Source organism: Asticcacaulis sp. P2_C5 (assembly GCF_056404555.1).
This window is the reverse complement of record NZ_JBFUDU010000004.1, coordinates 229,852-254,084: the sequence shown is the minus strand read 5'-3', so window position 1 is coordinate 254,084 and position 24,233 is coordinate 229,852. Positions and strand designations below refer to the sequence as shown.

Annotated in this window: 17 protein-coding genes and 1 pseudogene; 12 read left to right on the top strand and 6 right to left on the bottom strand. The window is 60.3% G+C overall.

The features are described 5' to 3' along the window. Window positions 1–39: 39 nt before the first annotated feature. Window positions 40–5,565: a M10 family metallopeptidase C-terminal domain-containing protein gene (locus AC1DXO_RS09190; protein WP_476977825.1), complete on the top strand. Its 5,526-nt coding sequence runs from the start codon at window positions 40–42 to the stop codon at window positions 5,563–5,565. 579 nt (window positions 5,566–6,144) lie between these two features. After that, window positions 6,145–9,666, top strand: a complete 3,522-nt coding sequence (locus AC1DXO_RS09185) for a heparinase II/III domain-containing protein (protein WP_476977824.1) — start codon at window positions 6,145–6,147, stop codon at window positions 9,664–9,666. A 136-nt stretch (window positions 9,667–9,802) separates the two neighbouring features. On the opposite strand, the gene AC1DXO_RS09180 is transcribed toward AC1DXO_RS09185, so the two are convergent. Then, window positions 9,803–12,022 carry a putative bifunctional diguanylate cyclase/phosphodiesterase gene (locus AC1DXO_RS09180; protein WP_476977823.1) on the bottom strand — a complete coding sequence of 740 codons (2,220 nt, stop codon included), beginning with the start codon at window positions 12,020–12,022 and terminating at the stop codon, window positions 9,803–9,805. A gap of 225 nt (window positions 12,023–12,247) precedes the next feature. Between AC1DXO_RS09180 and AC1DXO_RS09175 the strand changes: the two genes are divergently transcribed. The 9 genes and pseudogenes from AC1DXO_RS09175 (at window position 12,248) to AC1DXO_RS09135 (ending at window position 18,853) form a co-directional block, all read left to right on the top strand. Next, window positions 12,248–12,808 carry a glutathione S-transferase family protein gene (locus AC1DXO_RS09175; protein ID WP_476977822.1) on the top strand — a complete coding sequence of 187 codons (561 nt, stop codon included), beginning with the start codon at window positions 12,248–12,250 and terminating at the stop codon, window positions 12,806–12,808. A gap of 41 nt (window positions 12,809–12,849) precedes the next feature. Beyond that, on the top strand, window positions 12,850–13,923 hold the full coding sequence (gene prfA, locus AC1DXO_RS09170; protein WP_476977974.1) for a peptide chain release factor 1: 1,074 nt from the start codon (window positions 12,850–12,852) through the stop codon (window positions 13,921–13,923). Beyond that, entirely contained in the window at window positions 13,920–14,726 is an 807-nt protein-coding gene (locus AC1DXO_RS09165; RefSeq protein ID WP_476977821.1) for an MOSC domain-containing protein, read from the top strand. The genes prfA and AC1DXO_RS09165 overlap by 4 nt, the downstream gene beginning before the upstream one ends. A gap of 42 nt (window positions 14,727–14,768) precedes the next feature. Beyond that, complete coding sequence (gene gpmA, locus AC1DXO_RS09160) at window positions 14,769–15,482, top strand: 2,3-diphosphoglycerate-dependent phosphoglycerate mutase (protein ID WP_476977820.1); 714 nt, start codon at window positions 14,769–14,771, stop codon at window positions 15,480–15,482. Window positions 15,483–15,566: 84 nt separating this feature from the next. Next, a pseudogene (locus AC1DXO_RS09155) lies at window positions 15,567–15,881 on the top strand (endonuclease domain-containing protein); the annotation flags it as partial. 150 nt (window positions 15,882–16,031) lie between these two features. After that, the gene (locus AC1DXO_RS09150; RefSeq protein ID WP_476977973.1) at window positions 16,032–16,649 is read left to right on the top strand and encodes a bifunctional diaminohydroxyphosphoribosylaminopyrimidine deaminase/5-amino-6-(5-phosphoribosylamino)uracil reductase RibD; all 618 of its coding nucleotides are present in this window, start codon (window positions 16,032–16,034) and stop codon (window positions 16,647–16,649) included. 66 nt (window positions 16,650–16,715) lie between these two features. Next, window positions 16,716–17,969, top strand: a complete 1,254-nt coding sequence (locus AC1DXO_RS09145; RefSeq protein WP_476977819.1) for a pentapeptide repeat-containing protein — start codon at window positions 16,716–16,718, stop codon at window positions 17,967–17,969. A gap of 72 nt (window positions 17,970–18,041) precedes the next feature. Next, the gene (locus AC1DXO_RS09140; RefSeq protein ID WP_476977818.1) at window positions 18,042–18,407 is read left to right on the top strand and encodes a GFA family protein; all 366 of its coding nucleotides are present in this window, start codon (window positions 18,042–18,044) and stop codon (window positions 18,405–18,407) included. Continuing rightward, entirely contained in the window at window positions 18,404–18,853 is a 450-nt protein-coding gene (locus AC1DXO_RS09135) for an EVE domain-containing protein (RefSeq protein ID WP_476977817.1), read from the top strand. Before AC1DXO_RS09140 ends, AC1DXO_RS09135 begins: the two co-directional genes overlap by 4 nt. A gap of 128 nt (window positions 18,854–18,981) precedes the next feature. Here the strand turns inward: AC1DXO_RS09135 and AC1DXO_RS09130 are convergent, their stop codons facing one another. Both AC1DXO_RS09130 and AC1DXO_RS09125 read right to left on the bottom strand, forming a co-directional pair. Continuing rightward, the gene (locus AC1DXO_RS09130; protein ID WP_476977816.1) at window positions 18,982–19,470 is read right to left on the bottom strand and encodes an Hsp20 family protein; all 489 of its coding nucleotides are present in this window, start codon (window positions 19,468–19,470) and stop codon (window positions 18,982–18,984) included. 234 nt (window positions 19,471–19,704) lie between these two features. Then, entirely contained in the window at window positions 19,705–20,517 is an 813-nt protein-coding gene (locus AC1DXO_RS09125) for a DUF2306 domain-containing protein (protein WP_476977815.1), read from the bottom strand. Window positions 20,518–20,655: 138 nt separating this feature from the next. On the opposite strand from AC1DXO_RS09125, the gene AC1DXO_RS09120 reads away from it, so the two are divergent. Continuing rightward, window positions 20,656–21,621, top strand: coding sequence for a helix-turn-helix domain-containing protein (locus AC1DXO_RS09120; protein WP_476977814.1), 966 nt, complete (start codon window positions 20,656–20,658; stop codon window positions 21,619–21,621). Here AC1DXO_RS09120 and trxB read toward each other — a convergent pair. Genes trxB through greA form a run of 3 tightly spaced genes read right to left on the bottom strand, consistent with a single transcriptional unit; the run spans window position 21,618 to window position 24,192 of the window. Beyond that, window positions 21,618–22,652 carry a thioredoxin-disulfide reductase gene (gene trxB, locus AC1DXO_RS09115; RefSeq protein WP_476977813.1) on the bottom strand — a complete coding sequence of 345 codons (1,035 nt, stop codon included), beginning with the start codon at window positions 22,650–22,652 and terminating at the stop codon, window positions 21,618–21,620. The two genes, AC1DXO_RS09120 and trxB, sit on opposite strands and share 4 nt — an antisense overlap. Before the next feature lie 58 nt (window positions 22,653–22,710). Next, complete coding sequence (locus AC1DXO_RS09110; protein ID WP_476977812.1) at window positions 22,711–23,712, bottom strand: mitochondrial fission ELM1 family protein; 1,002 nt, start codon at window positions 23,710–23,712, stop codon at window positions 22,711–22,713. 6 nt (window positions 23,713–23,718) lie between these two features. Beyond that, the gene (gene greA, locus AC1DXO_RS09105) at window positions 23,719–24,192 is read right to left on the bottom strand and encodes a transcription elongation factor GreA (protein ID WP_476977811.1); all 474 of its coding nucleotides are present in this window, start codon (window positions 24,190–24,192) and stop codon (window positions 23,719–23,721) included. Window positions 24,193–24,233: the final 41 nt, after the last annotated feature.

Sequence of the window (24,233 nt, the reverse complement as noted above, 5' to 3'; positions counted from 1 at the left end):
GGCCGGGTTTGCCAAAAAAAATTACAGGGGCAGGGCGGTATGATCTACGCGGATTCAGACAGTTTCCGGGGCGGCTTCGTGGGCGTAGCGACGCCTGGGCATTCGACTCTCCAGGCCGCAATCGATCCGAACTTCGAACGCGGTGGCCCCAGTCCCAATACGCTTCCTTCCTTTACCCCGACCCAGGCTGGCCAGCAGTTGACGCGCGGCGGCTATTCCCTGAACGGCAGTGGCGTCACGGGCACGGCCGCTGTCGTGACCTATGCTTTCCGGGTCAGCGCTGATGTCATGCCCGAAGACACCAGCGGCTTCTCGCAGTTTTCCTCCACCCAGATTGCGGCGACGCTGCTGGTCCTGCAGGCCTGGTCGGACGTCGCCAATATCACCTTCAGCCGCGTCGATGATGGCAGCGGCTATTCGAACGACGCCACGATGCTGTTCGGCAATTACAATGCCGGCGTCGACGGCGCGGCAGCCTTTTCCTACATGCCGACCGACGGGGCGAACGGCAGTTCCAGCAGCGATATCTGGATCAATACCAGCTACGCCTACGAAGCCACGCCGACCCTGCTGAACTACGGCATGCAGACCCTGGCGCATGAAATCGGCCACGCCATCGGCCTGGAACATCCCGGCGACTACGACGCCACGACCGGCACACCGGCCTATGGAACCGACGCCGAGTATTTCGAGGATTCGCGCGCCTACACCGTGATGAGCTATTTCAGCGAAACCAATACGGGCGGCGATTTCAACGGCTACTATGCGTCCGCGCCGCTGATGGACGATATAGCCGCGGCCCAGCGCCTGTACGGCGCTAATATGACGACCCGGGCGACCAACACCACCTACGGCTTCCACAGCACGGCGGGTCGCGTGCAATATTCGGCCACCGACGCCAACAGCATCCTGATCTTCTGCGTCTGGGACGGCGGCGGTACGGACGTTTTCGACTTTACCGGCTATAGCCAGGACGCGTTGGTCGACCTGCGCGCAAGCCATTTCTCCAGCGTCGGCGGGCTGATCGGCAATGTCTCGATTGCCCAGGGCGTGACGATCGAGCATGCCCTGGGCGGCACGGGCAACGATTTTCTGATCGGCAATGCCGCCGCCAATCTCCTGCACGGCGGTTCCGGCAGTGACCGGCTGATGGGCGGCGCCGGCAATGATACGCTTAATGGCTCCAGCGGCCTGGATATCGCCGACTACAGCCTCGACACTGCCGCGGTGACGGTTGTGCTGGGTGTCGACTCGGTAGGCGGCGGGACAGGCACGTCCTCGGGCGCCACGGCCGGTGCCGACACCCTGATCAATGTCGAAGGCCTGGTTGGCGGCGTCGGCAATGACACCTTCATCGGTAACAGTTTCGCCAACCTGCTGGATGGCGGCGCCGGCGGCGACGTGCTGACGGGCGGTATCGGTGACGACACCTATGGCGTAGACAGCCTGAGCGACATCATCACCGAACTGACCGGTGAGGGCACGGATACTGTCGCAACCTCGATCAGCTATATCCTTGGCGATGCCAATCTCGAAAACCTGACCCTGACCGGTATCGGTGATCTCAACGGCACCGGCAATGCCGGCAACAATTTCCTCACCGGAAACGCCGGCAGCAATCGCCTTGATGGCGGCCTGGGCCAGGACACCCTTGTTGGCGGCGCCGGCAGTGACACCTTTGTCGTCGGCAATGTCGCGGACAGCCTGATCGAGCGCTTCAACGAAGGTCTGGATGCGGTCGAGGCTTCAGTGACATGGTCGCTGGGCGCCAATATCGAGACACTGAAACTGACCGGAACGGATGCGATCAACGGTACAGGCAACGGCTTTGACAATGCTATAACCGGCAATTCGGCGGCCAACAGCCTGACCGGCGGGGCGGGCAATGACACGCTGGACGGCGGGCTCGGCAACGACACCCTTACGGGCGGCATCGGTGACGACCTGTATTTCGTTGAAAGCGGCGACAGCATCGTCGAGGAATTCGACGAAGGCACCGACACGGTCAGGTCGTCACGCAGTTTCATCCTGGCAGTCAATTTCGAGAACCTGATCCTGACGGGCAGCTCGGCGCTCGGCGGGGCCGGCAATAACGGCGCCAACTGGATTATCGGCAACATCGGCACGAACATGCTGACCGGCGGCGGCGGCAACGATACGCTGGACGGCGGCGTCGGGGCCGACACCATGGACGGCAGCGGCGGCAATGACGTCTTCTATGTCGACAATGCCGCTGACCAGATAGTTGAAGCCAATGGCGGCGGAACCGACACGGTCTTTTCGCTGATAACCTACAACCTGACCGGCGGGTTTGCCGAAAACCTCAACCTGACAGGATCGGGTAACCTGAACGGCACCGGCAACGGCCAGGACAATATCCTGACCGGCAATGACGGCAATAACAGCCTGAGCGGGGCGGACGGCAATGACGTGCTGGACGGCGGGCTCGGCACGGACACCATGGACGGTGGTCTCGGCGACGATATCTTCATGGTCGACGATGCCGGCGATGTCGTTGTGGAACTGGCAGGCCAGGGCACGGACACGGTCGTTTCGGTCCTGGCCTATGACCTGACAGGAACCCAGATTGAAAACCTGACCCTTACGGGAGACACCAACCTCAACGGCACAGGCAATGCCTTCAACAATGTCATTACCGGCAATAGCGGCAACAATATCCTGCTGGGCGCGAACGGCAATGATATCCTGAACGGCGGCGAAACGATCAGTGGCGACATTATCGACAGCGGCGCGGTGCTGCACGATTCGCGCACGACGGCCATGTATATCAAGCCAGGGATGTTCAATGTCCTCGACAATTCCTTCATCATCAGCCCGACGGTCATTCCGCACGCAACCATCCTGGCCAGTGGCAACGACACCTATCGCTGGTACAGCTTCACCATCCGCGCTGGCGCTACGGCGACCTTCGACATCGATGCGACCATTGCCATCGATACCCAGCTTCGCCTGTACGACAACAAGGGCAAGCTGCTGGAAATGGCCGACGATTCCTGGGATCAGCAGGGCGCGGGTGGCAGCACGACCAGTTTCGACTCGTACCTGGAATATACCTTTGCACAGTCGGGCACCTACTATATCGAGGTGTCGGAATACGGCCACGGCGTCGTCGCCACGGGCGAAAGCTACCAGCTCAATATCTCGCTCGATAAAAATGGCACCATGTGGGGCAATGACAGCCTGGATGGGGGTGCCGGCGCCGACACCATGGCCGGCGGCTATGGCAACGATACCTATGTTATCGACAACGCTGGTGACCTGGTCACCGAAGCCTTTAATTCAGGCAGCGACCTGGTCTATTCCAACCTCAGCTATACCCTGACCGACAATGTCGAAAAGCTGGTCCTGACGGGCACGCTCAATCTCAACGGCACCGGCAGTGCCCAGGGCAACAACATCAACGGCAATGACGGCAACAACCGGATCGATGGCGCCGGTGGCTCCGACATCATGGCCGGCGGCAAGGGAGATGACACCTATATTGTCGATACTGCCGGCGATATCGTCACCGAACTGGTCAATGAGGGGGCCGATATCGTCCTGGCCTCAGCGACCTTTAACGGCAGCAACGGTTTTGTCGAGAACATGACGGCGACCGGCACTGGCGATGTCGGACTGACCGGCAATACGCTGGACAACATCCTGTTGGGCAACAGCGGTAACAACGTCCTGAAGGGCGGACAGGGCAATGACAGCCTGACCGGCAGTGACGGCGACGACTCGCTCGAGGGCGGCATTGGCAATGACACGCTGACCGGCGGCCTGGGCAACGATACCTACATCATCGACCAGTTCGACGTCTTCACCGACACCGGCGGCATCGACACGATCGTCAGCGCTCGCAACTATGTCCTGGGCGACGGCTATGAAAATCTCACCCTGTCGGGCGGCAGCAACATTGCCGGAACCGGCAACGGCGTGGCCAATATCATAACCGGCAACAACGCCGGCAACCAGCTCGATGGCGCCGGCGGCGTCGATACGCTGGCGGGCGGACAGGGCGACGATACCTACTATATCGACAGTACGTCCGAGGTCATCACCGAGGCACGAGATGAGGGCACCGACACAGTCTTTGCCGGCTTCACCTATGCCCTCAGCGTGACCCAATATATCGACAACCTGACCCTGACCGGGACCGGTGCGTTCAATGCCACGGGTAACGGGCTGGCCAATTTCCTGCGCGGTAATGCCGGTGCCAACCAGCTCAACGGTGGCAGTGGCGCGGATGCCATGGCCGGCGGGGCCGGCAATGACACCTATGTTGTCGATAATGTTGGCGACGTCGTTTCGGAAGTTTCCGGTGGCGTCGATACGGGTGGCGACGATACCGTCCTGTCCAGCGTCAAGTTCACCCTGAGCCAATATGTCGAGCGTTTGACCCTGACCGGAGTGGCGCACGTTGCCGGGACCGGCAATGCGCTCAACAACACGCTGATCGGTAATTCCGGCAACAACCTGCTCGATGGCGGGCTGGGCGACGACAGCATGTATGGCGGCTTCGGCAATGACAGCTACATCGTCGACCAGGCCGGCGACTTCGTCCGTGAATACGCCGATCAGGGCATCGACACGGTGACGGCCAGCTTCAGCTATGACCTGGGCGTGCAATATGTCGAAAATCTGATTCTGGCCGGCAATGCCGATCTCAACGGTACAGGAAATCCGTTCGCCAACATCATCACCGGCAATTCCGGCAACAATGTCCTCGACGGCTTCAAGGGCGCCGACACCATGCTCGGCGGCGCAGGCAATGACACCTACTATGTCGATAATGTCGGCGACAAGGTCAGCGAGACGACCGGCGCCTCGACCGATGCCGGCGGCGTCGATACGGTTTATTCCACTGCCAGCTTCACCCTGGGCAACTTTGTCGAAAACCTGGTCATTACCGGCATCTTCAACAGCACAGGCACCGGTAACGTCCTGGATAACCTGATCACCGGCAATTCCGCCAACAATGCGCTCAAGGGACTGGCGGGCAATGACGTACTGGACGGCGCTACCGGCGCGGATCAGATGGCCGGCGGCCTGGGCGACGATACCTTCTATGTCGACGATGCCGGCGATCGCGTCATCGAACTCAACGGGCAGGGAAGCGATACGGTCTTCTCATCGATCACCTTCAACGCAGGCACCCAGTATATCGATGTCATCAGACTGACCGGCCTTGGTAATATCAACTCGACCGGAAATGCCATTGCCAACAGCCTGTTCGGCAATGACGGCAACAACGTGCTCGATGGCGGTTCCGGAAATGACGTCCTGAACGGCGGTGGCGGCAATGATACGCTGATCGGCGGGCAGGGCGCGGACGTGTTTGCTTTCGGGCTGAACAGCGGCGTCGATACGATCAGCGGTTTCGCGGGCATAAACGACCAGATCGACCTGCACGCGATCAGTAATGGCGTGGTCAATGGCGGCGGCATTACGCTCAGCCAGTCTGGCAGCAATACCGTCATCGACCTGGGCGGCGGCAATATGATCACCGTGCTGAACACGACGGCCACCGACCCGAACCTGCTCAGCCATATTGTGTGGTAACGCTGGAACACCGGTAATTTAGAGCGCAATCCGATAAAGTGGACGCCCGGGTGTTTATCTGGTTACCGCCAAGCTGAACGGGCGCTCACAGAAAGCCCGTTTCCTTTTCGCTGGTGCGAACATTTCCACGAAGGCGACCATTCCCCAGTCATCTCGGAGCCTGCGCCAACCGCAGCACCTTATCGTGTGGCCGGATCCACTTTTACGGCTGATGCAGATCCGGAAAATGTAAAAATAAATAATAAATACAATATTTTAATGCGTTGTCACAGAGTTGCCGCGCATTTGTTACAGCAGGTTCTCAATCCGATTTAGCTGCCATAGACTGGGCACTGCGCCCGTTTGTCATCCGTCCCCTTTGTGAATTGCTTTGCAGTGCAGTTGTTCTTGACGGCACTGCACAATAAATATAACCTGAACCCGCAAAATCAGGCATTACCCCGGGGGGGCGGCCGTTACGAGCTGGTGAGGTAAGGCAGCCCTGCCACGATCGAGACCCAGCTCCACGTTTTATGATTGTCTGCCCGGCAAGTATCCCGCAGGGCTGGATTTTTGATTGTAGGCCGAAGGAGAACCTCTATGCCGAATCTCATATTGTGGCCGCACGAGCAGGCGAAATACGCGTCGACGGCCGATGTCAATCTCTGGCTCAGTCAACACGCCTTTCAGCCGCTTCCCAACTTTGCGGCGTGGACGATACCCGACAATCCGACCTGGGCGGAAGACCCTTACAGCAGTCGCACGTGGTTGCTGGACTACGATTCAATGGCGTTTCTGTTCGCTGCGGAAGCGGCTTACAAAAAAGGCAAGTTTGCCGGATTTCCCGAATACCTGAAAAAAATCGTACTCAGTTTCTACACAGCCAATTCGGATCCGGACCATCCGACCAGCGGCATGGTATGGAACGATGCGGCGACGGCTTTCCGCCTGGCCAATATCAGTTATTTTTATGCGAGCTATTTCAAGTCCGGCAACGCCAATGGCGTAACCATTTCCCTGACCGACGCCGAAACGGCGATCCTGGCACAGGGTATCAGGAACGATCGCGACGGCGATCTGGTGAACGTCAATCAGCTTGAAAAGGACTGGACAGACAGCAATCACCGCTTCTTCCATTCCATGGCCCTGTCTTCGTACGCCACCGTGTTTGGTCAGGAGTCCGGCACGCCTTTTTTTGAATCGAACAGCGCCGCCTTGCTGACCCTGGGGCTCAATGCGGTCGATGACGTGCTAAGCAAGATCGTCGATTTCGACACGGGCGTTACGAAGGAACAATCCTTTCTTTATCAACGGGTTGAGATGTCCATGCTGATGGATGCCTATCAGGACATCCAGCAAAACGGATTCACGTCGAGTGTCGATTACAAGGGCGTGCTGACGCGCATGGCTGAATTCGACATTCTGGTCCGCCGGCCGGACGGCTCGTTTCCGGCCAGCGGCGACGCCTCCTACGGTCTCAAGACAAATCAGAGCATTGTCGATCAGGTTATTGCCCTTGGGCTCACGACGCCTTTCGACAGATATGTCCTGAGCCATGGCGTGGACGGTACGCGCCCGCCCGATTTGATCGACTACAGCGCTTCCGGTTACATCATCATCCATCCGCAATATGCCTGGGAGAATGTTCGCGATACCAATGTCCTGCTGGACGTCAACAAGGCGTTCAATTCGCACGGCCATTACGACAACCTGAACTTCCTTCTCTCCGAATTCGGTCAAAACATACTGATCGATTCCGGAGGGCCCTACAGTTACGACCATGTTCCCGAAAATGGCTTCACTGGATCGTTCCGCGACAGCTATTTGCGGCAGACCATCGCGCACAATGTGATCATCGTCGACAACAAGAGCTATGACGTCGATACCTCGACCAATACCATCTTTTCCAACAGTGCCTATTCTTACGTCAATGCCTCGCATCAGGGCTACACAGATCTGACGATCACACGGAACCTGTTCGTTCTGAAGGACGGCATGGTTTTCGTCTTCGACGACACAGTCAATGCGGCGGCCACGGCCCACGACTTCCAACTCAATTGGCACCTGGCCCCCAACGCCACGGGCGCCACGGCCGGTTCAACGACCAGCTTTTCCGTCGGCACGGCGAATGTCGACGCTGCTTTTGTAACAGGCAGTGCGACCACCTATGACCTAGTCTCCGGCCGGTCGGGGGCCAATCCGCAAGGCTGGGTCGCCACCAATCTTTATCAGGCCGTTCCTGCACCCGTGATCGGGATTAACCAGCATGCAACGAGCGCGTGGATCGCTTCCGCGTTCGCCACGTCTCTGACCGCCGGTTCGACCCTGGCTTTTGCCGCCGAGAAAAATCCGACCGGCTTTGAAGCGGTCGCTACCTTTGAAGGTACGCGTTACCATATCGGCGTGTCCGGCGACCAGTCTTCTATGACCTCGCAAGCTATCCCGGTGGATGGCCAGACATTTCTGGGTACCACGGGTAACGACACGGCGACCGGCGGAAACGGCAGTGACTGGCTGTTCGGCAATGGCGGCGATGACGCGTTGAATGGAGGGTTGGGCAATGACCTGCTGATGGGCGGCACCGGCGACGACACCTACTATATCGACAGTGCCGCAGACACGGTTGCCGAGCGTTCCAGTTCAGGCAGCGATCTGGTCTATTCCAGTCTCAGCTACACCTTGTCCGCCAATGTCGAAAAGCTGACCCTGACCGGGACAGTTAATCTCAATGCTACGGGCAACGGCCTGGCCAATGCCCTGCGTGGCAATAGTGGCGCCAATCGCCTCGACGGCGGCAGTGGTGAGGATTCTTTGGCCGGCGGCGCGGGCAATGACACCTATGTTGTCGATGATGCCGGCGATCTGGTTTCAGAAGTCTCCGGCGGCGCCGATACAGGCGGCGACGATACCGTCCTGTCCAGCGTCAAGTTCACCTTGAGCCAATATGTCGAGCGCCTGACCCTGACCGGGGTAGAGGATATCGCCGGGACCGGCAATGCACTGAACAATACGCTGATCGGTAATTCCGGCAACAACCTGCTCGACGGTGGGCTGGGCGACGATTCGATGTATGGCGGCTTTGGTAATGACAGGTACATAGTTGGTTCTGGCGGGGATTTTGTCCGGGAATATGCCGACCAAGGCGTAGATACGATCACGGCCAGCATCAGCTATGACCTGGGCGTACAATATGTCGAAAACCTGATCCTGGTCGGCAATGCCGACCTCAATGGTACGGGTAATCCGCTTGCCAACATTATCGCCGGCAATGCCGGCAACAATGTCCTCGACGGCTTCAAGGGCGCCGACACCATGCTCGGCGGAGCCGGCGACGACACCTACTATGTCGATAATGTCGGCGATAAGGTCAGCGAGACGACCAGCGCCTCGACCGATGCCGGCGGCATCGACCGCGTCTATTCGACCGCCAGTTTTATCCTGGGCAATTTCATCGAAAACCTGGTCATTGTCGGTGCCTTCAACAGCACCGGCACGGGCAACGCCCTCGACAACCTGATCACCGGCAATTCCGGCAACAATGCCCTCAAGGGACTGGCGGGCAATGACGTACTGGACGGCGCTACCGGCGCGGATCTGATGGCCGGCGGCCTGGGCGACGATACCTTCTTTGTGGATGATACCGGCGATCGTGTCATCGAACTCAATGGGCAGGGCAGCGATACGGTCTTCTCATCGATTACCTTCAACACAGGCAACCAGTATATCGATGTCGTCAGACTGACCGGTCTTGGTAATATCAACTCGACCGGCAACGCCATTGCCAACAGCCTATTTGGCAATGCCGGCAACAATATCCTGAATGGCGGTTCCGGCAATGACACCCTGAACGGCGGTGGCGGCAACGACACGCTGATCGGCGGGCAGGGCGCGGACGTGTTTGCTTTCGGGCTGAACAGTGGCGTGGATACGATTAGTGGTTTTGCCAGCGCGGTCGACCAGATCGACCTGCACGCGATCAGCCATGGCGTGGTCAATGGCGGCGGCATCACGCTCAGTCAGTCCGGCAGCAATACGCTGATCGATCTGGGCGGCGGCAATACGATCACCGTGCTGAACACGACCGCCAACGACCCTAAACTGCTCAACCATATTGTCTGGTAGCCAGGGTCCAAGGACACCCGTTACTCGCCTGAGTCACGGTACGGTCGGGACGGATTGCCTGCGCCGGCGGCTGTGGGTTCCGCGGGCTTCGGCGCTGTCACGAGTCCAGGACCTTGGCACTATCCTGGGACGTCGATCAGATAGCGCGTTTCAGGTCGTACAGGTCGCCATCGGTGATGGTGAGGCGGCGGTCGTGGCGCATCATCTCGTCGATCTCTTCAACCGACACCGGCTTCGAGAACAGGAAGCCCTGGATGATGGTACAGCCGGCCTGCCGCAGGATATTCTTCTGCGCCCGGGTTTCGACGCCCTCGGCGACGATATTGAGATTCAGCGCCTTGCTGAGCTTGACGATGGCGCGAATGACCGCTTCAGCTTCCGGATCGACGCCCAGGTTGGAGACGAAGGAACGGTCGATCTTGATCTTGTCGACCGGATAGCGGCTGAGATAGCCCAGGCTGGAATAACCCGTACCGAAATCATCGAGCGCGATGGTAAAGCCCAGATGGCGCAGGTCGCGCAGAATGATCTGCGTGGCGTTGTCGTCATTGAGCAGCACGCCTTCGGTGATCTCGATCTCGATCTGCCCGGCCTGGGTGCCCGTTTCGTGAAGCAGGTCCTTCAGATCCTGGACGAACCCCGCACAACGAATCTGGGTTGCCGACACATTGACGGCGACCTTGAGGCCCGGCCAGCGATGGGCGTCCGTCATAGCCCTGCGCATGACCAGGGCGCCCAGGTCGTACATCAGGCCGCATTCTTCGGCCAGCGGGATGAAATAGGCCGGGGACACCGGACCGCGCGTCATATGTGACCAGCGGCATAGGGCTTCGACGCCGACAATATTGCCGAAATGGTCGACCTGCGGCTGATAGACGACGTCGATGGCTTCGATATGGACGGCCTCGCGCAGGCCGGTTTCCAGCGACTTGCGCAGCTTGATCGTAGCGTCCATCTCGACTTCGAAGAAGGCGTACTGGCCGCGGCCCTGGTCCTTGGCGCGATACAGAGCCAGATCTGCCTGGCGCAGGGCTTCGGCAGGATCGATCTCGCCGTCATGGATCAGGGTCACTCCGATCGAGCACGACGAAAAGACCTGGCCGTTTTCGAGATTGACCGTGCCGGTGAGGGTTTCCAACACACGCTTGGCAAGCGCCGCGGCGCTGAGCCCGTCGGTATCGGTCTGGATAATAACGAATTCGTCGCCGCCGAGACGCGCCAGGGTGTCGCCCGCGCGAATGATGGAGCTGATCTTGGCTGCATTATTGCGAATCAACTCGTCGCCGGCGAGATGGCCCAGCGTATCGTTGACGTCCTTGAAGCGATCCAGCCCGATGCACATGACGGCGACCTGGCCACTCTGTCGGTTCAGCCGCTCGCAGGCCTGCTTCAGGCGATCGGCGAACAGGGTGCGGTTAGGCAGGCCGGTGAGGTTGTCATGCAAGGCCATGTGTTTGGCCTTGGCCTCGGAGGCGATCAGGCCCTGGGCCGCCTTCTGGCTCTGGTGCAGCAGGACGATGGCGATCAGGCCCAGGCCCAGCGAGATCATCAGCACGGGACCCAGGGTCCGGATGAACAGGGTACGACCGGGCGTGTCGGGCATCCATGTCAATTCGGCCAGGACCTGGCCGGTATTGCTGTCACGGAAGGCGACCGAGGCCGAACCTTTTTCGCGCGCCTGGCCAGGATGCAGCAGGTGGATATCCGAGACCATGTAGCGCTGGGACAGGGCGATCAGTTCGGTGCTGCTCAGTTCATGAGTACCGACAGCGACATAGGGCTTATAGACCAGCAATTTGGGGTCGTGGGTGTCGGACAACAGCAGGCTGGCGCCCATGATATAGATGTGGCCGTTGACGGCGATCAGCTTGCCGGCGTGATTGCTTTCGGTGTTATAGGCCAGGCGCTGGGCGGCGCGCTGGTCGTAGCGGCTGCGCAGTTCCTTGAGAACGCCTGTCGCCTGGTGTGCAACTATCTCAAAACTCTTTGGGTCGGCTTCACGGCCGTTGCGATAGGCAAAAACGATGCGGCCCTTGTCGTCCATCATGAAGTTGGATTCGAAGCTGAGATAGTTCTGGAAATAGGCGCCGATATTGGCCGTCACCCATTCCTTGTTATACTTGACCTGGGTGCTGACGACCGCCTTGTCCCAGATGGTGATGGGCGTCATCAGCATGGCATGATCGTCCGCCATCTGATCGAGCCCAAGCTTGACCAGACTCTCTTCGCGTGTCCGCGACATGACGTCGGCCTGTTCGGCCCACACCCACAGACTCCCCACGAGAGCGCAGACTGCCGCGACCACAATCAAAGCCATAGGGGCGAGCAGCTTCAGTTCGCTTGCGCTACGTTTCACCAGACCCTCATTCTGAGGTGAAGATTTTTTATCTGGGGCGACCGTAACCGAAAACTCTTAAATTAAGGCAAACGCCCGCCGTAGTTTCTTAAGCTTTTGTTAAGGGCTTTGTGCCGCGAAAACGGCGCCGTGAATCGTCGCCTTGCCCCTTGACCTGACAGGCTTTGCGGGTGACTAACGGCACGCTGCCAAGCGACCATTGCACGCCATCTCCAGGAACGCGACATGAAACTATTTATCAATTCCGGCTCACCCTATGCCAGAAAAGCGCGCATCGTGGTGCGCGAGAAGGGTCTGCTCGGTTCCGTCGAGGAAGTGTTCACAATTCCGGTCGAAAGCCCTGCCGACCTGCTTGCCGCCAATCCATTGGCCCAGATACCGGCCCTGGTCGATGACGACGGCGTCTGCTGGACCGACAGCGCCCTGATCTGTGCCCGACTGTACGGCGACGGCGACTGGGATGTCCGTCGCCTGGAAGTGCTGGCTGACGGCATTCTGGAAATGACGGTCAAGATGGTGCTGGAAAACCGCCGGCCGGAAAACGAGCGCTCGCCCTTCTGGCTGAAGCGCTGGGAGGACAGTCTGCTGCGCGGCTTTGCGGTGGCGGAGACGGTGTGCCCGGCACCGGACAGGTTCGACACCGGCGCCATGACCCTGGCGGTGGCGGCGACCTATGCCGACTTCCGCTATCCCCATATCGATTGGCGGACCGTCGCGCCGAAGGCGGCGGCGCTGCAAGATGTCATGGAACGACGTCAAAGCTTCATTGATACCTACCCGAAATAAGTTTAAGCGATGGCGCCAATCCTTTGTGAGTAGCCGCCTTGATACATCTTCCCCAAGCCAAGCTCGACCAGGTCATGGACCGTTTCCGCATGATCGAGGCGCGGATGGAATCGGCGACCGATGGCGCCGAGATCGTCCGGCTGTCGAAGGAGCACGCCGAGATCAAGCCGGTATGCGATGCCGTGGCCAGCCTGATCAAGGCGCGTCAGCAGGTGCCCGAACTGGAAGAGATGGCGGCGCTGGGTGATCCCGACCTGTCGCCGCTCGCCGAAGAAGAATTGACCGAGCTGAAGGCCAGCCTGCCCGATCTGGAGCGCGGGGTGGCGCTCCTGCTGGCGCCCAAGGACAAGGACGAGAACGCTTCGGCGATTCTGGAAGTGCGCGCAGGCACTGGCGGCGACGAAGCGGCACTGTTCGCCGGTGATCTTTTCCGCATGTACAGCCGCTATGCGTCGACCCAGGGCTGGCGTGTCGAGGTCGACAGCGTGTCGGAAGGCGAAATGGGCGGCTACAAGGAAATCATTGCTTCGGTTACTGGCGACGGCGTGTTCGGCAAGCTGAAGTTCGAATCCGGCGTCCACCGAGTCCAGCGCGTGCCGGCGACGGAGGCTGGCGGGCGTATTCATACCTCGGCGGCGACAGTGGCGGTCTTGCCTGAGGCCGAGGATGTCGAGATCGATATCCAGGACAAGGACATCCGCATCGACACCTATCGCGCGTCGGGTTCGGGCGGCCAGCACGTCAACAAGACCGATTCCGCCGTCCGTATCACCCACATGCCGTCCGGTATCGTCGTGACCAGTTCAGAAAAGTCGCAACACATGAACCGAGCCATCGCCATGCGCAACCTGAAAGCCCGTCTTTACGACCAGCAGCGGCAGGCGCTGGACACGGCGCGGTCGGACGCGCGCAAGTCGCAGGTCGGCTCGGGCGATAGGTCGGAACGCATCCGTACCTACAACTATCCGCAAGGCCGCGTCAGCGACCATCGCATCAACCTGACCCTCTATAACCTGCCGCAATTTATGGAGGGCGATATGGGCCAGATGATCAACGCCCTGATTGCCGAGGACCAGGCCGAACGCCTGGCCCAGCTTGAGGAAGAGTTCGGATGAACCCCGCCGGCGTTATATCGGCCCTGTGGCGCCATCCGGTAAAAGGATTCACCCCGGAAAAGGTGTCAGACGCGTCGCTTGTCGAGAATGGCTTCTTCCCGTTTGACCGCCTGTATGCCCTGGAGGTCGGACCTTCAGGCTTCGATCCGCAGTCGCCCAAAACCATCTCGAAAATGAAGTTCGCCGTGTTGGCGCGCTTCCCTGCCGTGGCAAGATTGAACACCCGTTATAATGAGGCGGACGGTAGCTTTGAGATCGTATGCGATGGAAAAACAAGCGCTTTCGACCTGACCACACCGGACGGTGCTCGGGCTTTGGCCGGCTATGTCGAAGCGACCCTGGCCGAGCACGAGGATTATGACCCGGTCGTACAGCCGTTAAATCTCCTGAGCGCGCCGGGCTGGGAGGCGGTGGGACAGCATTTTCGCTTCACCGATTCGGGGCGAGGCTTTGTCTCCTTTCTCAATCTGAATTCGCTGCGCGACCTGGAAAAGCGGGTAGGGCAGGACCTTGATCCTCTGCGCCTGCGCGGCAATATCTGGGTCGAGGGCTGGCACCCGTTCGAGGACCACGGGTGGGTCGGTCGAACCTTGCGCCTGGGCGACGATGGTCCGGAATTCGAGGTGCTGAAACCGATCGTTCGCTGCGTGGCCACCCATGTGAATCCGCACACGGCTGAGCGCGATATCGACCTGTGCACGGCCTTGTGGGAGAATTACGGCCATCGCGATTGCGGCATCTATGCCCGTGTTACCAAAGGCGGTGCGGTCAGGCCCGGCGATGCTTTACATCTGGTGGCGTGACTTCTATAGGCGTGGGCAACTCCCATAAATGTCAGGTGCCCCATGCCCACACTCGTCCTGCTTCGCCACGGCCAAAGCCAGTGGAACCTCGAAAACCGCTTTACCGGCTGGGTTGACGTCAACCTGACGGCGGAGGGCGAGGCCCAGGCGACGCGCGGCGGTGAACTGATCAAGGCGGAAGGCATCGAGATCGACCGCGCCTTCACCTCTGTCCTGACGCGCGCTATCCGCACCTGCAATCTGTGCCTCGAGGCGGCTGGCCAGAGCTTTGTGCCGGTGGTCAAGGACTGGCGTTTGAATGAACGTCATTACGGCGGGCTGACGGGCCTGGACAAGGCCGAGACGGCCGCCAAGCATGGCGACGAGCAGGTCAAGATCTGGCGCAGGTCGTACGACGTCCCGCCGCCGCCGCTCGACGCCGGCAGTGGTTATGACTTCAAGGGCGACCGCCGCTATGCGGGCGCGGATCTGCCGGACACCGAAAGCCTGAAGACGACTTTGGAGCGCGTGATGCCGTTCTGGACGGGCGCCATCGTGCCGGCTTTGCAGTCGGGTGAGACGGTTCTGGTCGCGGCGCACGGCAACTCGATACGGGCGATTCTGAAGTCGCTGTTCGATCTCAGCGAAACCGCGATTCTCGAGGTCGAGGTCCCGACCAGCAATCCTCTGGTGGTGGAACTGGACGGCGAGCTGAAGCCTGTATCGGCGAAGTATCTCGATGCGAAGCGGGCGAATCCGTTGCCGGAATTGAAATAGAGGGTAGTCGTACGCCTTAAAATTCCCTCTTCCCGCCTGCGGGGAGAGGGTTAGGGGGAGGGGCAAAGAAAGGCTCAGTCACACATGCGAGGGCCGAACGAGACTCGAACACAACGCGCACGGATCCTGCGTCGGCAGGATAACGGCGCAGAGGCACGGCTCTGGCACGCACTTCGCAATCGTCAGATGTGCGGCTTTAAATTTGCTCGCCAACTTCCCATCGGACCCTACTTCGCCGACTTCGCCTGCCGCGAATTAATGGTGGTCGTGGAAGCAGATGGCAGCCAGCACATGGACTTACCGAATGACCAGATTCGAAATATGTACATGAACGAACTGGGCTGGTCGGTAGCGCGCTTTTGGGCCAGCGACGTCCTAAGCAGTTATGAGGCGGTTCTCGAGACGATTGCTGGCATTTGCGACGGGAGAATTTCGGAATTTGTTAATGCGCGCGATTTTCAGTTTTATCCGGCAATTCCCAAAAACATGACCTCCAAAGAAGCCCCTCACCCTAGCCCTCTCCCCGTAAACGGGAAGAGGGAATCTATCGTGGCAGCCCCCTCCCACTTCATGCGCCGGGCGATCGGCCTGGCCCGGCCCGGCAAGACCTGGCCCAACCCATCGGTTGGCTGCGTCCTCGTCAGGGACGGCCGCATCGTGGGCGAAGGCACCACGGGCGACGGTGGACGCCCCCACGCCGAAGAGGTGGCGCTCGACGCCGCCGGAGACAACGCCAAAAGCGCAACGGCCTATGTCACCCTGGAACCCTGCGGCCAGCGCTCCACGCCCCGGCCCTCCTGTTCGGAACGGCTGCTCGCGGCGGGAGTCGTCAAGGTCGTCTATGCCTGCGACGACCCGTCGCCACTCGCTTCGCACCTGGGTCCGCAGCGCCTGAAGGATGCTGGCATCACGGTCGAGGGCGGTCTGCTGGCCGAGGAAGCCTCCCACCTGATCGCACCCTTCGCCCATTTCCTGAAAACCGGACGGCCGATGGTGCAGATCGCCACCTCGCCCGATGCTTTTGATGCCGAATTTATCGCTGACCCAGGCGCCGATCTCGACGCCGAATTGCGCGCCGCCGCGGCCAAAGGGTACCGCAGTCTTTACGTCGTGGAAGGCACGCAATTGGCGTCCGAATTGCGCGCGCTTGGCTTACTTACTGAATAAAGCCAATTTTTAAGGTTTTTCTGTCACCTTGACGGCGTAAGTCATGCCAGTGAAAGCCAGCAAGGAATGAACGCTACGGCGGGCCAGGGACGCTATACCAAGCTGTCGCAAGCCCAGGTCGATCAGATTTGCCAAAGACACGAACGGTTTGTCGCGATGAAACCGGGCGGTGGCCGGGCTGTGTTTGCCTGGATGGACCTGTCGGGCCTGTCCCTGCGTGGGCGTGTCCTGAAGGACGCTGATTTCACCGCAGCCATACTGACCGACTGCGATATGGCGGGTGTTGTTCTGGATACTTCGAACCTTTTCTGCGCCGATCTGCAACTGGCCAACCTGACGGGCGCCAGCATGCGTCGCGTCGATCTGCGCGGCGCCTGCCTGCGTGGCGCCAATCTGTCGGGTGTCGACCTGTACGAAGCCGACCTGCGAGAAGGCGCCCTGGCCCTGCCGGACAAACAGGCCGGGCTGGCCTATGTCGAAATTTCGATGCGTACCTCCGAAGCGAGCTACGCCAATCTGCGCGGCGCCAATCTCGAACGGTCCAAGCTGTCGGGTATCCAGGCGATGAAGGCCGACTTTACCGACGCCACCATGAAGTCGTGCAAACTGGTGCGCGCCAATCTGAAACAGGCGATCATGAACAATGTCGACCTGGCCGGGGCGGACCTGTCCGGAGCCGACTTCACCGGCGCCTCGATGAAGGACGCCGTGCTGATCGGCGCCAAGACCGACATGATGCGCACCGAACAGGCGGACATGACAGGCGTCTTGACCGACAAGGTCGTCGGTACGGATATCAAGGCGCTGCCCTACGGCGAGATGTTGCAGGACCACGCACGCTGGGTCGATACGTTGGGCCGCGAAGGCAAGCCGTCGACCTTCGACAAGGCCGACCTGCGCGCCCTGGGCCAGATTCGCGGCCTGAACCTGACGGCGCTGTCGGCCAAGGGCGCGGTCTTCTATGGCCTCGACATGCGTGGCATTCAACTGCAAGGCGCCCATCTGGAAGAGGCGGATCTGCGCAACTGCAACCTCAAGGGCGCCGACCTGCGCGGTGTGCGGATGTTCCGTGCCCGTCTTGACGGCGCCAATCTCGAAGGCGCCAAGCTGGGCGCCCTGCAGATCGATGCGACCCGGGTCTTGCCGGCCGACCTGCGCGAAGCCCGAATGCGTGGCACCAATTTCTGCGAGGCCGACCTGAAACTGGCCAAGCTGGATGGCGCCGATATGTCGCGCGCCAATCTCGAAGGCGCCACCATGAGGCTGGAGGCGCTGGAACACGTCACCTGTGTCGGCCTGCGCGGGCGTCTTGCGTCCTGACATCAAGGCATCCTGACAAAATTTGGCAGCATGACTATGCTATTGATCCGTCACCTTCACAGGAGACAGATCATGACGATCAAAGGCAGTTGTCATTGTGGCGCCAACCGGTTCGAAATCGAGACCGCGCCTGAATCCGTAACGCGTTGCACTTGTTCTATCTGCGCCAAGAAAGGTGCGTTGTATGCCTATTACGCGCCCGACCAGGTGAAGTTCGATACACCGACCAGCTTCGCCACCTATCGTTGGCAAAGCAAGACCGTGGCGCATAATTTCTGCCCCACCTGCGGCTGTGCGACCTATAACCTTTCGCCGTCGTGGGTCGATTTCAAACCGGACTTCGAGCATATGCGCGTGGCGATCAATGCGCGCCTGCTTGACGATTTCGATCTCGACGCCGTGCCGGTCGAGGTGATCGACGGCAAGAACCTGTGGTGATCGGTCAACCCAGGTTCTGGCTGGCTGTGGCCAGCGCCGCCCATGTCCGGCGTGGTCGTGCCGAGGGTTTCATGCAGGTCAATCACGGCAAGCTCGGTCCGCTGAAACGGATGAAGCACGGTGACGGTATCGTCTACTATTCACCGTCTGTCGAAATGGGGACGAAGGACGGCTTTCAAAGCTTCACGGCGATTGGAAGGATCAAGGACGGTGAGCCTTACCGCGGCTATATGTCAGAGGGCTTTCAACCGTTTCGCCGCGACGTCGACTGGCTGGACGGTCGCGAACAGCCAATCCGGCCATTGATCGATCGGCTCGACCTGACGCGTGACAAAAACTGGGGTTACAGCCTGCGCTTTGGCGTGCTGGAACTCAGCGCCGGCGATTTCGCGACGATCGGCGAGGCGATGACCGAACATAAAAAAGACCCTCCGGACGCTCTGTGATCGACAACCGGGAGGGAGGGGCCGGATGTTTAAGGATCACAGACGCCGAAGGGCCTGTAGAAGTCTATAAGGGAGAAACGTGGGAGCGGTCGCCGAAACGCCTATTCCGGCGACCTTGAGCTAAAGCCTTATTCGGCGGCTTCGAGAACCGTGGAAACGTTCGAGCCGGTCTTGATGGCGATCGTCTTGGCCTTCTTGGCTTCCGGCACTTCCAGCTTCAGCCCGATCGACAGCAGGCCATTGGCCAGGTCGGCTTCGGTCACGCGGATATGGTCGGCGAGTTGGAAGCGGCGCTCGAAGGAACGTTCGGCCAGGCCACGATGCAGGAAGGTGCGGTTGGCGTCGTCGGCGTCCTTCTTGCCGGTGACGGTCAATACGTTTTCCTTGACCTCGATATTGAGCTGGTCGGGACGGAAGCCGGCAACGGCGACTTCGATGCGGTAGGTGTCGCCCCCATCTTCACCTGTCGCGCCTTCATCGGTCGCAATGCGCTCGATATTGTACGGCGGCCAGCCCGGCGTCGCGTCGGTGCGGGCGGCGGAATCGAGCAGGCTGACCAGGCGGTCAAAGCCAACGGCGGAACGATACAGGGGGGAAAAATCGATAGCGGTACGCATAGGGCTCTCCTTAAAGAAGCGAGGCCTTACGGGGGTCCTGGAGTCCAAGACTCAAGCAGGGGCGCAACCCGTAAAGGTTTGATTTTGAACAACATCCACATCCCCTGATGGGCAATGCTGCCGTTCAAGAAGGCCCGATAGCGGCGCCTTCGTTGTAGAATTTGGGAGGGGTTTGGGATGGTTCAAGGGCGGGTCTTAAAATTTTTTTTGAAGCCCGCCCATGTCCCAGCGGTCTTACATGTAGGGCCCCCACATGAAGACCACAGCGCCAAAGATGCCGACTGCCATGAAGAGGGTCATCGCCAACACCAACCCGCCGGTCAGGCGCTTTGTCGCGGCGTGGTGGCTTTGCTGGGCACGGACATACAGTTCGAGCACAGCCAGGGGGATGAGGTAGGCGCCGAACTGAAGCGTGATGCCGGCCGGGCCCGACAGGTCCCTGGTCATGCCGGCGCCATGGGTGAGCACGCTCCAGCCCATGATGCCGACCCGCAGGAACCAGACCCCGTTGACCACCATGAAGGTGCGCATGGCCCAACGGCGGTGGGCGTCGAACTTGCGCGCCACGGCCAGCCGCCAGGCGATTGTGGCGAATACCAGGATCAACAGGCCGTCCAGCGAAACGGCGACACCGGACAGGATCGTAAGCCAGGTACCGCGCATCCAGGTCATCCACAAACCGCCGATCGCCATCAAATAGGCCAGAACGAGAAACAGGCGGCCGTTCCAGCGATGAAGGGCCGGGATATATTTACGGATCTGCGGAACAAGTTGCAGCAGGCCGCCGAGGGTGATGACGGCGGCCAGAAGCACATGGACAGCGAACATGGTATTGCCGCCCATGTCACCCTCGACATAGCCTTTGATAATTGGTTTGTCGTTCCAGCCGGCGTAGTCGCCGGCCAGGGTCTTGCGGCCATAATGGGCCAGGATCATCCAGACGAAGGCCATCTGGCCAACCGCGGCGGTAAGGTACCAGATCAGTCCCGATCGGCGCAGCAGTTTGGCGCCGGCAGGTTCCGGCGTTTTGGAATCGAGGTGTGTCATGAATAGGGTCCGTAAGGGCGTGAGGGACCCAACTGAGGACGAACTGACGGCCTCGTCTCGCCGATTTGGAAATCGACCAGAGATTTTTTCACCACTGTCGGTTATCGTGACGGCATGATGGACGCAGAGCTACGGAACATGACGGCGGTTCGCGGCGGATGGCAGGCCATCCACCTGTATGGCGCGATGTTCGCCGGCTCTGTGGCCTTTTTCTGCCTCCACACCCTGATCGCCGATTGGACAGGGCCAGGGCCAGATCTCGTCGCCATCGCCGGTGGCGCGACCTGCGGCTGGTCATGGTTGTTGACGCGTTCGCTGTTTCACCGGGCCGACCTCACCAGGCCGCCATGGCCGCTGGTCCTGGTCATACTCCTGATAGGCCTCATCGCGATTTTGCAGTGGATGGGCGAGGCCGGCCCGCTGCGCCAGATGGGCCATAATGCATTGGGGCTACTCAGCTCGACGGCCCTGCTGCTGGCCCTGGTCGAACCCATGCGCGGCTATCGTCGCGACATGGCGCCCGGCGAGCGACGCTTTCGCATCACCTTCACGGCGGTCTATGCGACGGTCATGACGGTGTCGGTCATCGGGATCGGCGGCGCCCCGGAGGGCAGCCTGGCGGCGCAGTGGGGTGACCAGATCAAGATGATCTGTGCTTTGCTGGCCCTGGCCGGCGGCGGCCTTGCCATCCACTATCGTAGCCGCAATCCCTTGCCGGAGGCCGTGCAAGCCCGCCGTCGTGTCGTCTCCGACGACGACCGGCTATTGGCGGAGCGTATCCTGCGTCTTATGCGCGACGAAAATCTGCATGCGCAAACCCATATGAAGGTTGGCGACCTGGCGCGGCGCCTGGGCGAGGCGGAGTACAAGGTCAGCCAGTCGATCACCGGCGCCCTGGGTTTCCGCAACTTCAACCACATGGTCAATCAATTTCGCATCGAACGCGCGCAGGCGATGCTGAGCGACCGGCGTTACGACCATTTGCCGGTCCTGACCATTGCGCTGGATTGCGGCTTCGGCTCGATCGGGCCGTTCAACCGCGCTTTCAAGGTGCAGTGCGACGCGACACCCACGGCGTTTCGCGAGGCCCGCCGCGCTGATTAAGCTTTCGCGGTGGCCTTCTTGCGCTTCATCTTCGAAAAATCTTCGTCGATTTCCTTGGCCGTCAGAAGCGCGTGGTGATGGTCTTCCTCGGCCAGCAGGCGGACCGATTCCAGGGCCGCCATGCAGCCCATACCCGCAGCCGTCACGGCTTGGCGGTAGACGTCGTCGGTGACATCGCCGGCGGCATAGACGCCCTTGATAGCGGTCTTGGGCGTGCCGGGTTCAACCACGATATAGCCGCCGGTCTTGGTCTCCAACTGGCCTTCGAACAGGCTCGACGCAGGCGCGTGGCCGATGGCGATGAAGACGCCGTCGAGATCGATAACGCTATGCTCGCGTGTATTGACGTTTTCCAGCCTGACACCCGTGACGCCCATGCCGCCGAATTCATTGCGCTCTCCCAGGATTTCGTCGATGGCGACGTTCCAGATCGGTTCGATCTTGGGGTCGTTGAGCAGGCGTTCGACCAGGATTTTTTCGGCGCGAAGCTGCTCTCGGCGATGGATCAGATAGACCTTCGAGGCAAATTTGGTCAGGAACAGAGCCTCTTCGACAGCGGTATTGCCGCCACCGACCACGGCCACGACCTTGTTGCGGTAGAAGAAGCCGTCGCAGGTGGCGCAGGCCGAAACGCCGAAACCCTGATAGGTCTTCTCCGACTCGATCCCCAGCCATTTGGCCTGGGCGCCGGTGGCGATGATGACGGTTTCGGCCAGGAAGGTCGCGCCGCTTTCGGTTTCCAGCAGGAACGGACGTTTCGACAGGTCGGCCCTGGTGACGATCTCGGCGATGATTTCAGTGCCCATATGGACGGCCTGGTCGCGCATCTGGTCCATCAGCCATGGCCCCTGGATGACCTCGGCAAAGCCCGGATAGTTCTCAACGTCCGTTGTAATCGTGAGCTGGCCGCCGTCCTGAGGGCCGGTAAAGATGACCGGTGCGAGCAGGCCACGCGCCGCATAGATGGCGGCGGTCCAGCCGGCAGGACCGGTGCCTATAATGGCGCAACGAACTTCACGGGGCTTTGACATAACGGTACCTGGAATCGCGGAAAAGTTAACGGATAGATAGGGACCAAGGCCGCACTTGTCACGCCCGATTCGTAAAAACCTCGACGACCTTTCGCGCCGCACGGGCGGTTTCATCGAGCGGCGTATAGGTCCAGTTGTCCAGCACACCCTCAAACGGCCGGGCGATGCCGCGCCCTGTCAAAGCCGCCTCGAATTGGGCGAACTTGCCAGGCGGGCGCAGGGCGTCCATGGCCAGGCGATGAACCGGCTTGCCGGTCGCCGCCGCCTCGATGGTCATATTGACCGAGTCCTCGGTCACCAGGATATGGTCGGCGGCCTGCAGCACGGCAAAATACGGATTCTCGCCCTGACCAGGGCTGGCGCCATCGTAGATCAGGCCCGGCAGGTCACCCAGGACGTCCCTGAATACGGCCTGTGCGGCGACCGGGGTGCGCCGTGACAGGGTCATCAACAGGCTGCCGCTACCGACGGCCTGGCGGATCTGGCCGGCTAATATGCGTGCCCGCTCGACGCTCAGATCATGGGACTTCGACTTGCCGCCGATCAGTACGGCGACACGCGGATGGGGCAGGGGATCGAACCGCGTTCGCCAGGCTTCGTAGCCCTCGCTGAGGCGGGACGGCGTCATGCGGTTGGTCGAGCCAAGCAGGGACAGGACATTGTCGCCGCTGATCCCGTCATGTTCGGGGGCAATCACCAGGTCAAAAGCCGAAAGATCGCTTTTCGGGTTTTGCAGTTGTACAACCATGGTCTTGCCGCCGGACCGCTGACGCATGCGCAGGGAATGTGGCAGGGTGGCGCGGCCGGCGGCGATCCAGATATCGGGATAAGGTCCGGAAATGCGATCGCTGTCGTGCGCCAGCATGGCGTCCGGCCATAGCTTCAGCGCGGTCGGCCAGCGGTCGAACAGTTTGGCATAGCGGATACGCTTGATGGCAATATCGGTCGGCAACAGGCGTGCGACGGCTTCAGCCAGGCCAAGGACCTGGCTTTCGATGCCGGCGCGTCCGTCCGACACAGCCCAGATGTTTAGCTTAGGCCGCTTGTCGCCCGTCGCCACAACAGTCTAGATCCACTCGACTTTCAGAATCTCGTAGGCCTTGACACCACCAGGCGTCACGACCTCGACGACGTCACCGACTTCCTTGCCGATCATGGCGCGCGACAAGGGGGACGACAGAGAAATCTTGCCCGCCTTGACGTTGGCTTCGTGATCGCCGACGACCTGGTAGCGGCCTTCTTCTTCGGTGTCCTCGTCGACCACGGTCACGGTGGCGCCGAACTTGATCTGCTGGCCTGACAGCTTGGTCACGTCGATCACCTGGGCGCGGCTTATGCGGTCCTCGATGTCAGCGATCTGACCTTCGATCCAGCCCTGGCGCTCCTTGGCGGCGTGGTATTCTGCGTTTTCTGAAAGGTCTCCATGCGAGCGCGCTTCGGAGATCGCGGCGATCACGCTGGGGCGTTCGATCGACTTGAGACGCTTCAGTTCATCGTCGAGGACCTTGTAACCCGCGACGGTCATCGGCACTTTTTCCATGTGCGATTAATTCTTGAACCACCCTGAGGAATGACAAAAAG

What these genes read in the sequence shown, in the direction of transcription:
- greA (WP_476977811.1), bottom strand. Translation starts at nt 24,192, where the DNA reads ATGGAAAAAGTGCCGATGACCGTCGCGGGTTACAAGGTCCTCGACGAT.
- AC1DXO_RS09125 (WP_476977815.1), bottom strand. Translation starts at nt 20,517, where the DNA reads ATGACACACCTCGATTCCAAAACGCCGGAACCTGCCGGCGCCAAACTG.
- AC1DXO_RS09140 (WP_476977818.1), top strand. Translation starts at nt 18,042, where the DNA reads ATGACGATCAAAGGCAGTTGTCATTGTGGCGCCAACCGGTTCGAAATC.
- AC1DXO_RS09175 (WP_476977822.1), top strand. Translation starts at nt 12,248, where the DNA reads ATGAAACTATTTATCAATTCCGGCTCACCCTATGCCAGAAAAGCGCGC.
- AC1DXO_RS09165 (WP_476977821.1), top strand. Translation starts at nt 13,920, where the DNA reads ATGAACCCCGCCGGCGTTATATCGGCCCTGTGGCGCCATCCGGTAAAA.
- AC1DXO_RS09190 (WP_476977825.1), top strand. Translation starts at nt 40, where the DNA reads ATGATCTACGCGGATTCAGACAGTTTCCGGGGCGGCTTCGTGGGCGTA.
- AC1DXO_RS09120 (WP_476977814.1), top strand. Translation starts at nt 20,656, where the DNA reads ATGACGGCGGTTCGCGGCGGATGGCAGGCCATCCACCTGTATGGCGCG.
- AC1DXO_RS09185 (WP_476977824.1), top strand. Translation starts at nt 6,145, where the DNA reads ATGCCGAATCTCATATTGTGGCCGCACGAGCAGGCGAAATACGCGTCG.
- trxB (WP_476977813.1), bottom strand. Translation starts at nt 22,652, where the DNA reads ATGTCAAAGCCCCGTGAAGTTCGTTGCGCCATTATAGGCACCGGTCCT.
- AC1DXO_RS09145 (WP_476977819.1), top strand. Translation starts at nt 16,716, where the DNA reads ATGAACGCTACGGCGGGCCAGGGACGCTATACCAAGCTGTCGCAAGCC.
- AC1DXO_RS09130 (WP_476977816.1), bottom strand. Translation starts at nt 19,470, where the DNA reads ATGCGTACCGCTATCGATTTTTCCCCCCTGTATCGTTCCGCCGTTGGC.
- gpmA (WP_476977820.1), top strand. Translation starts at nt 14,769, where the DNA reads ATGCCCACACTCGTCCTGCTTCGCCACGGCCAAAGCCAGTGGAACCTC.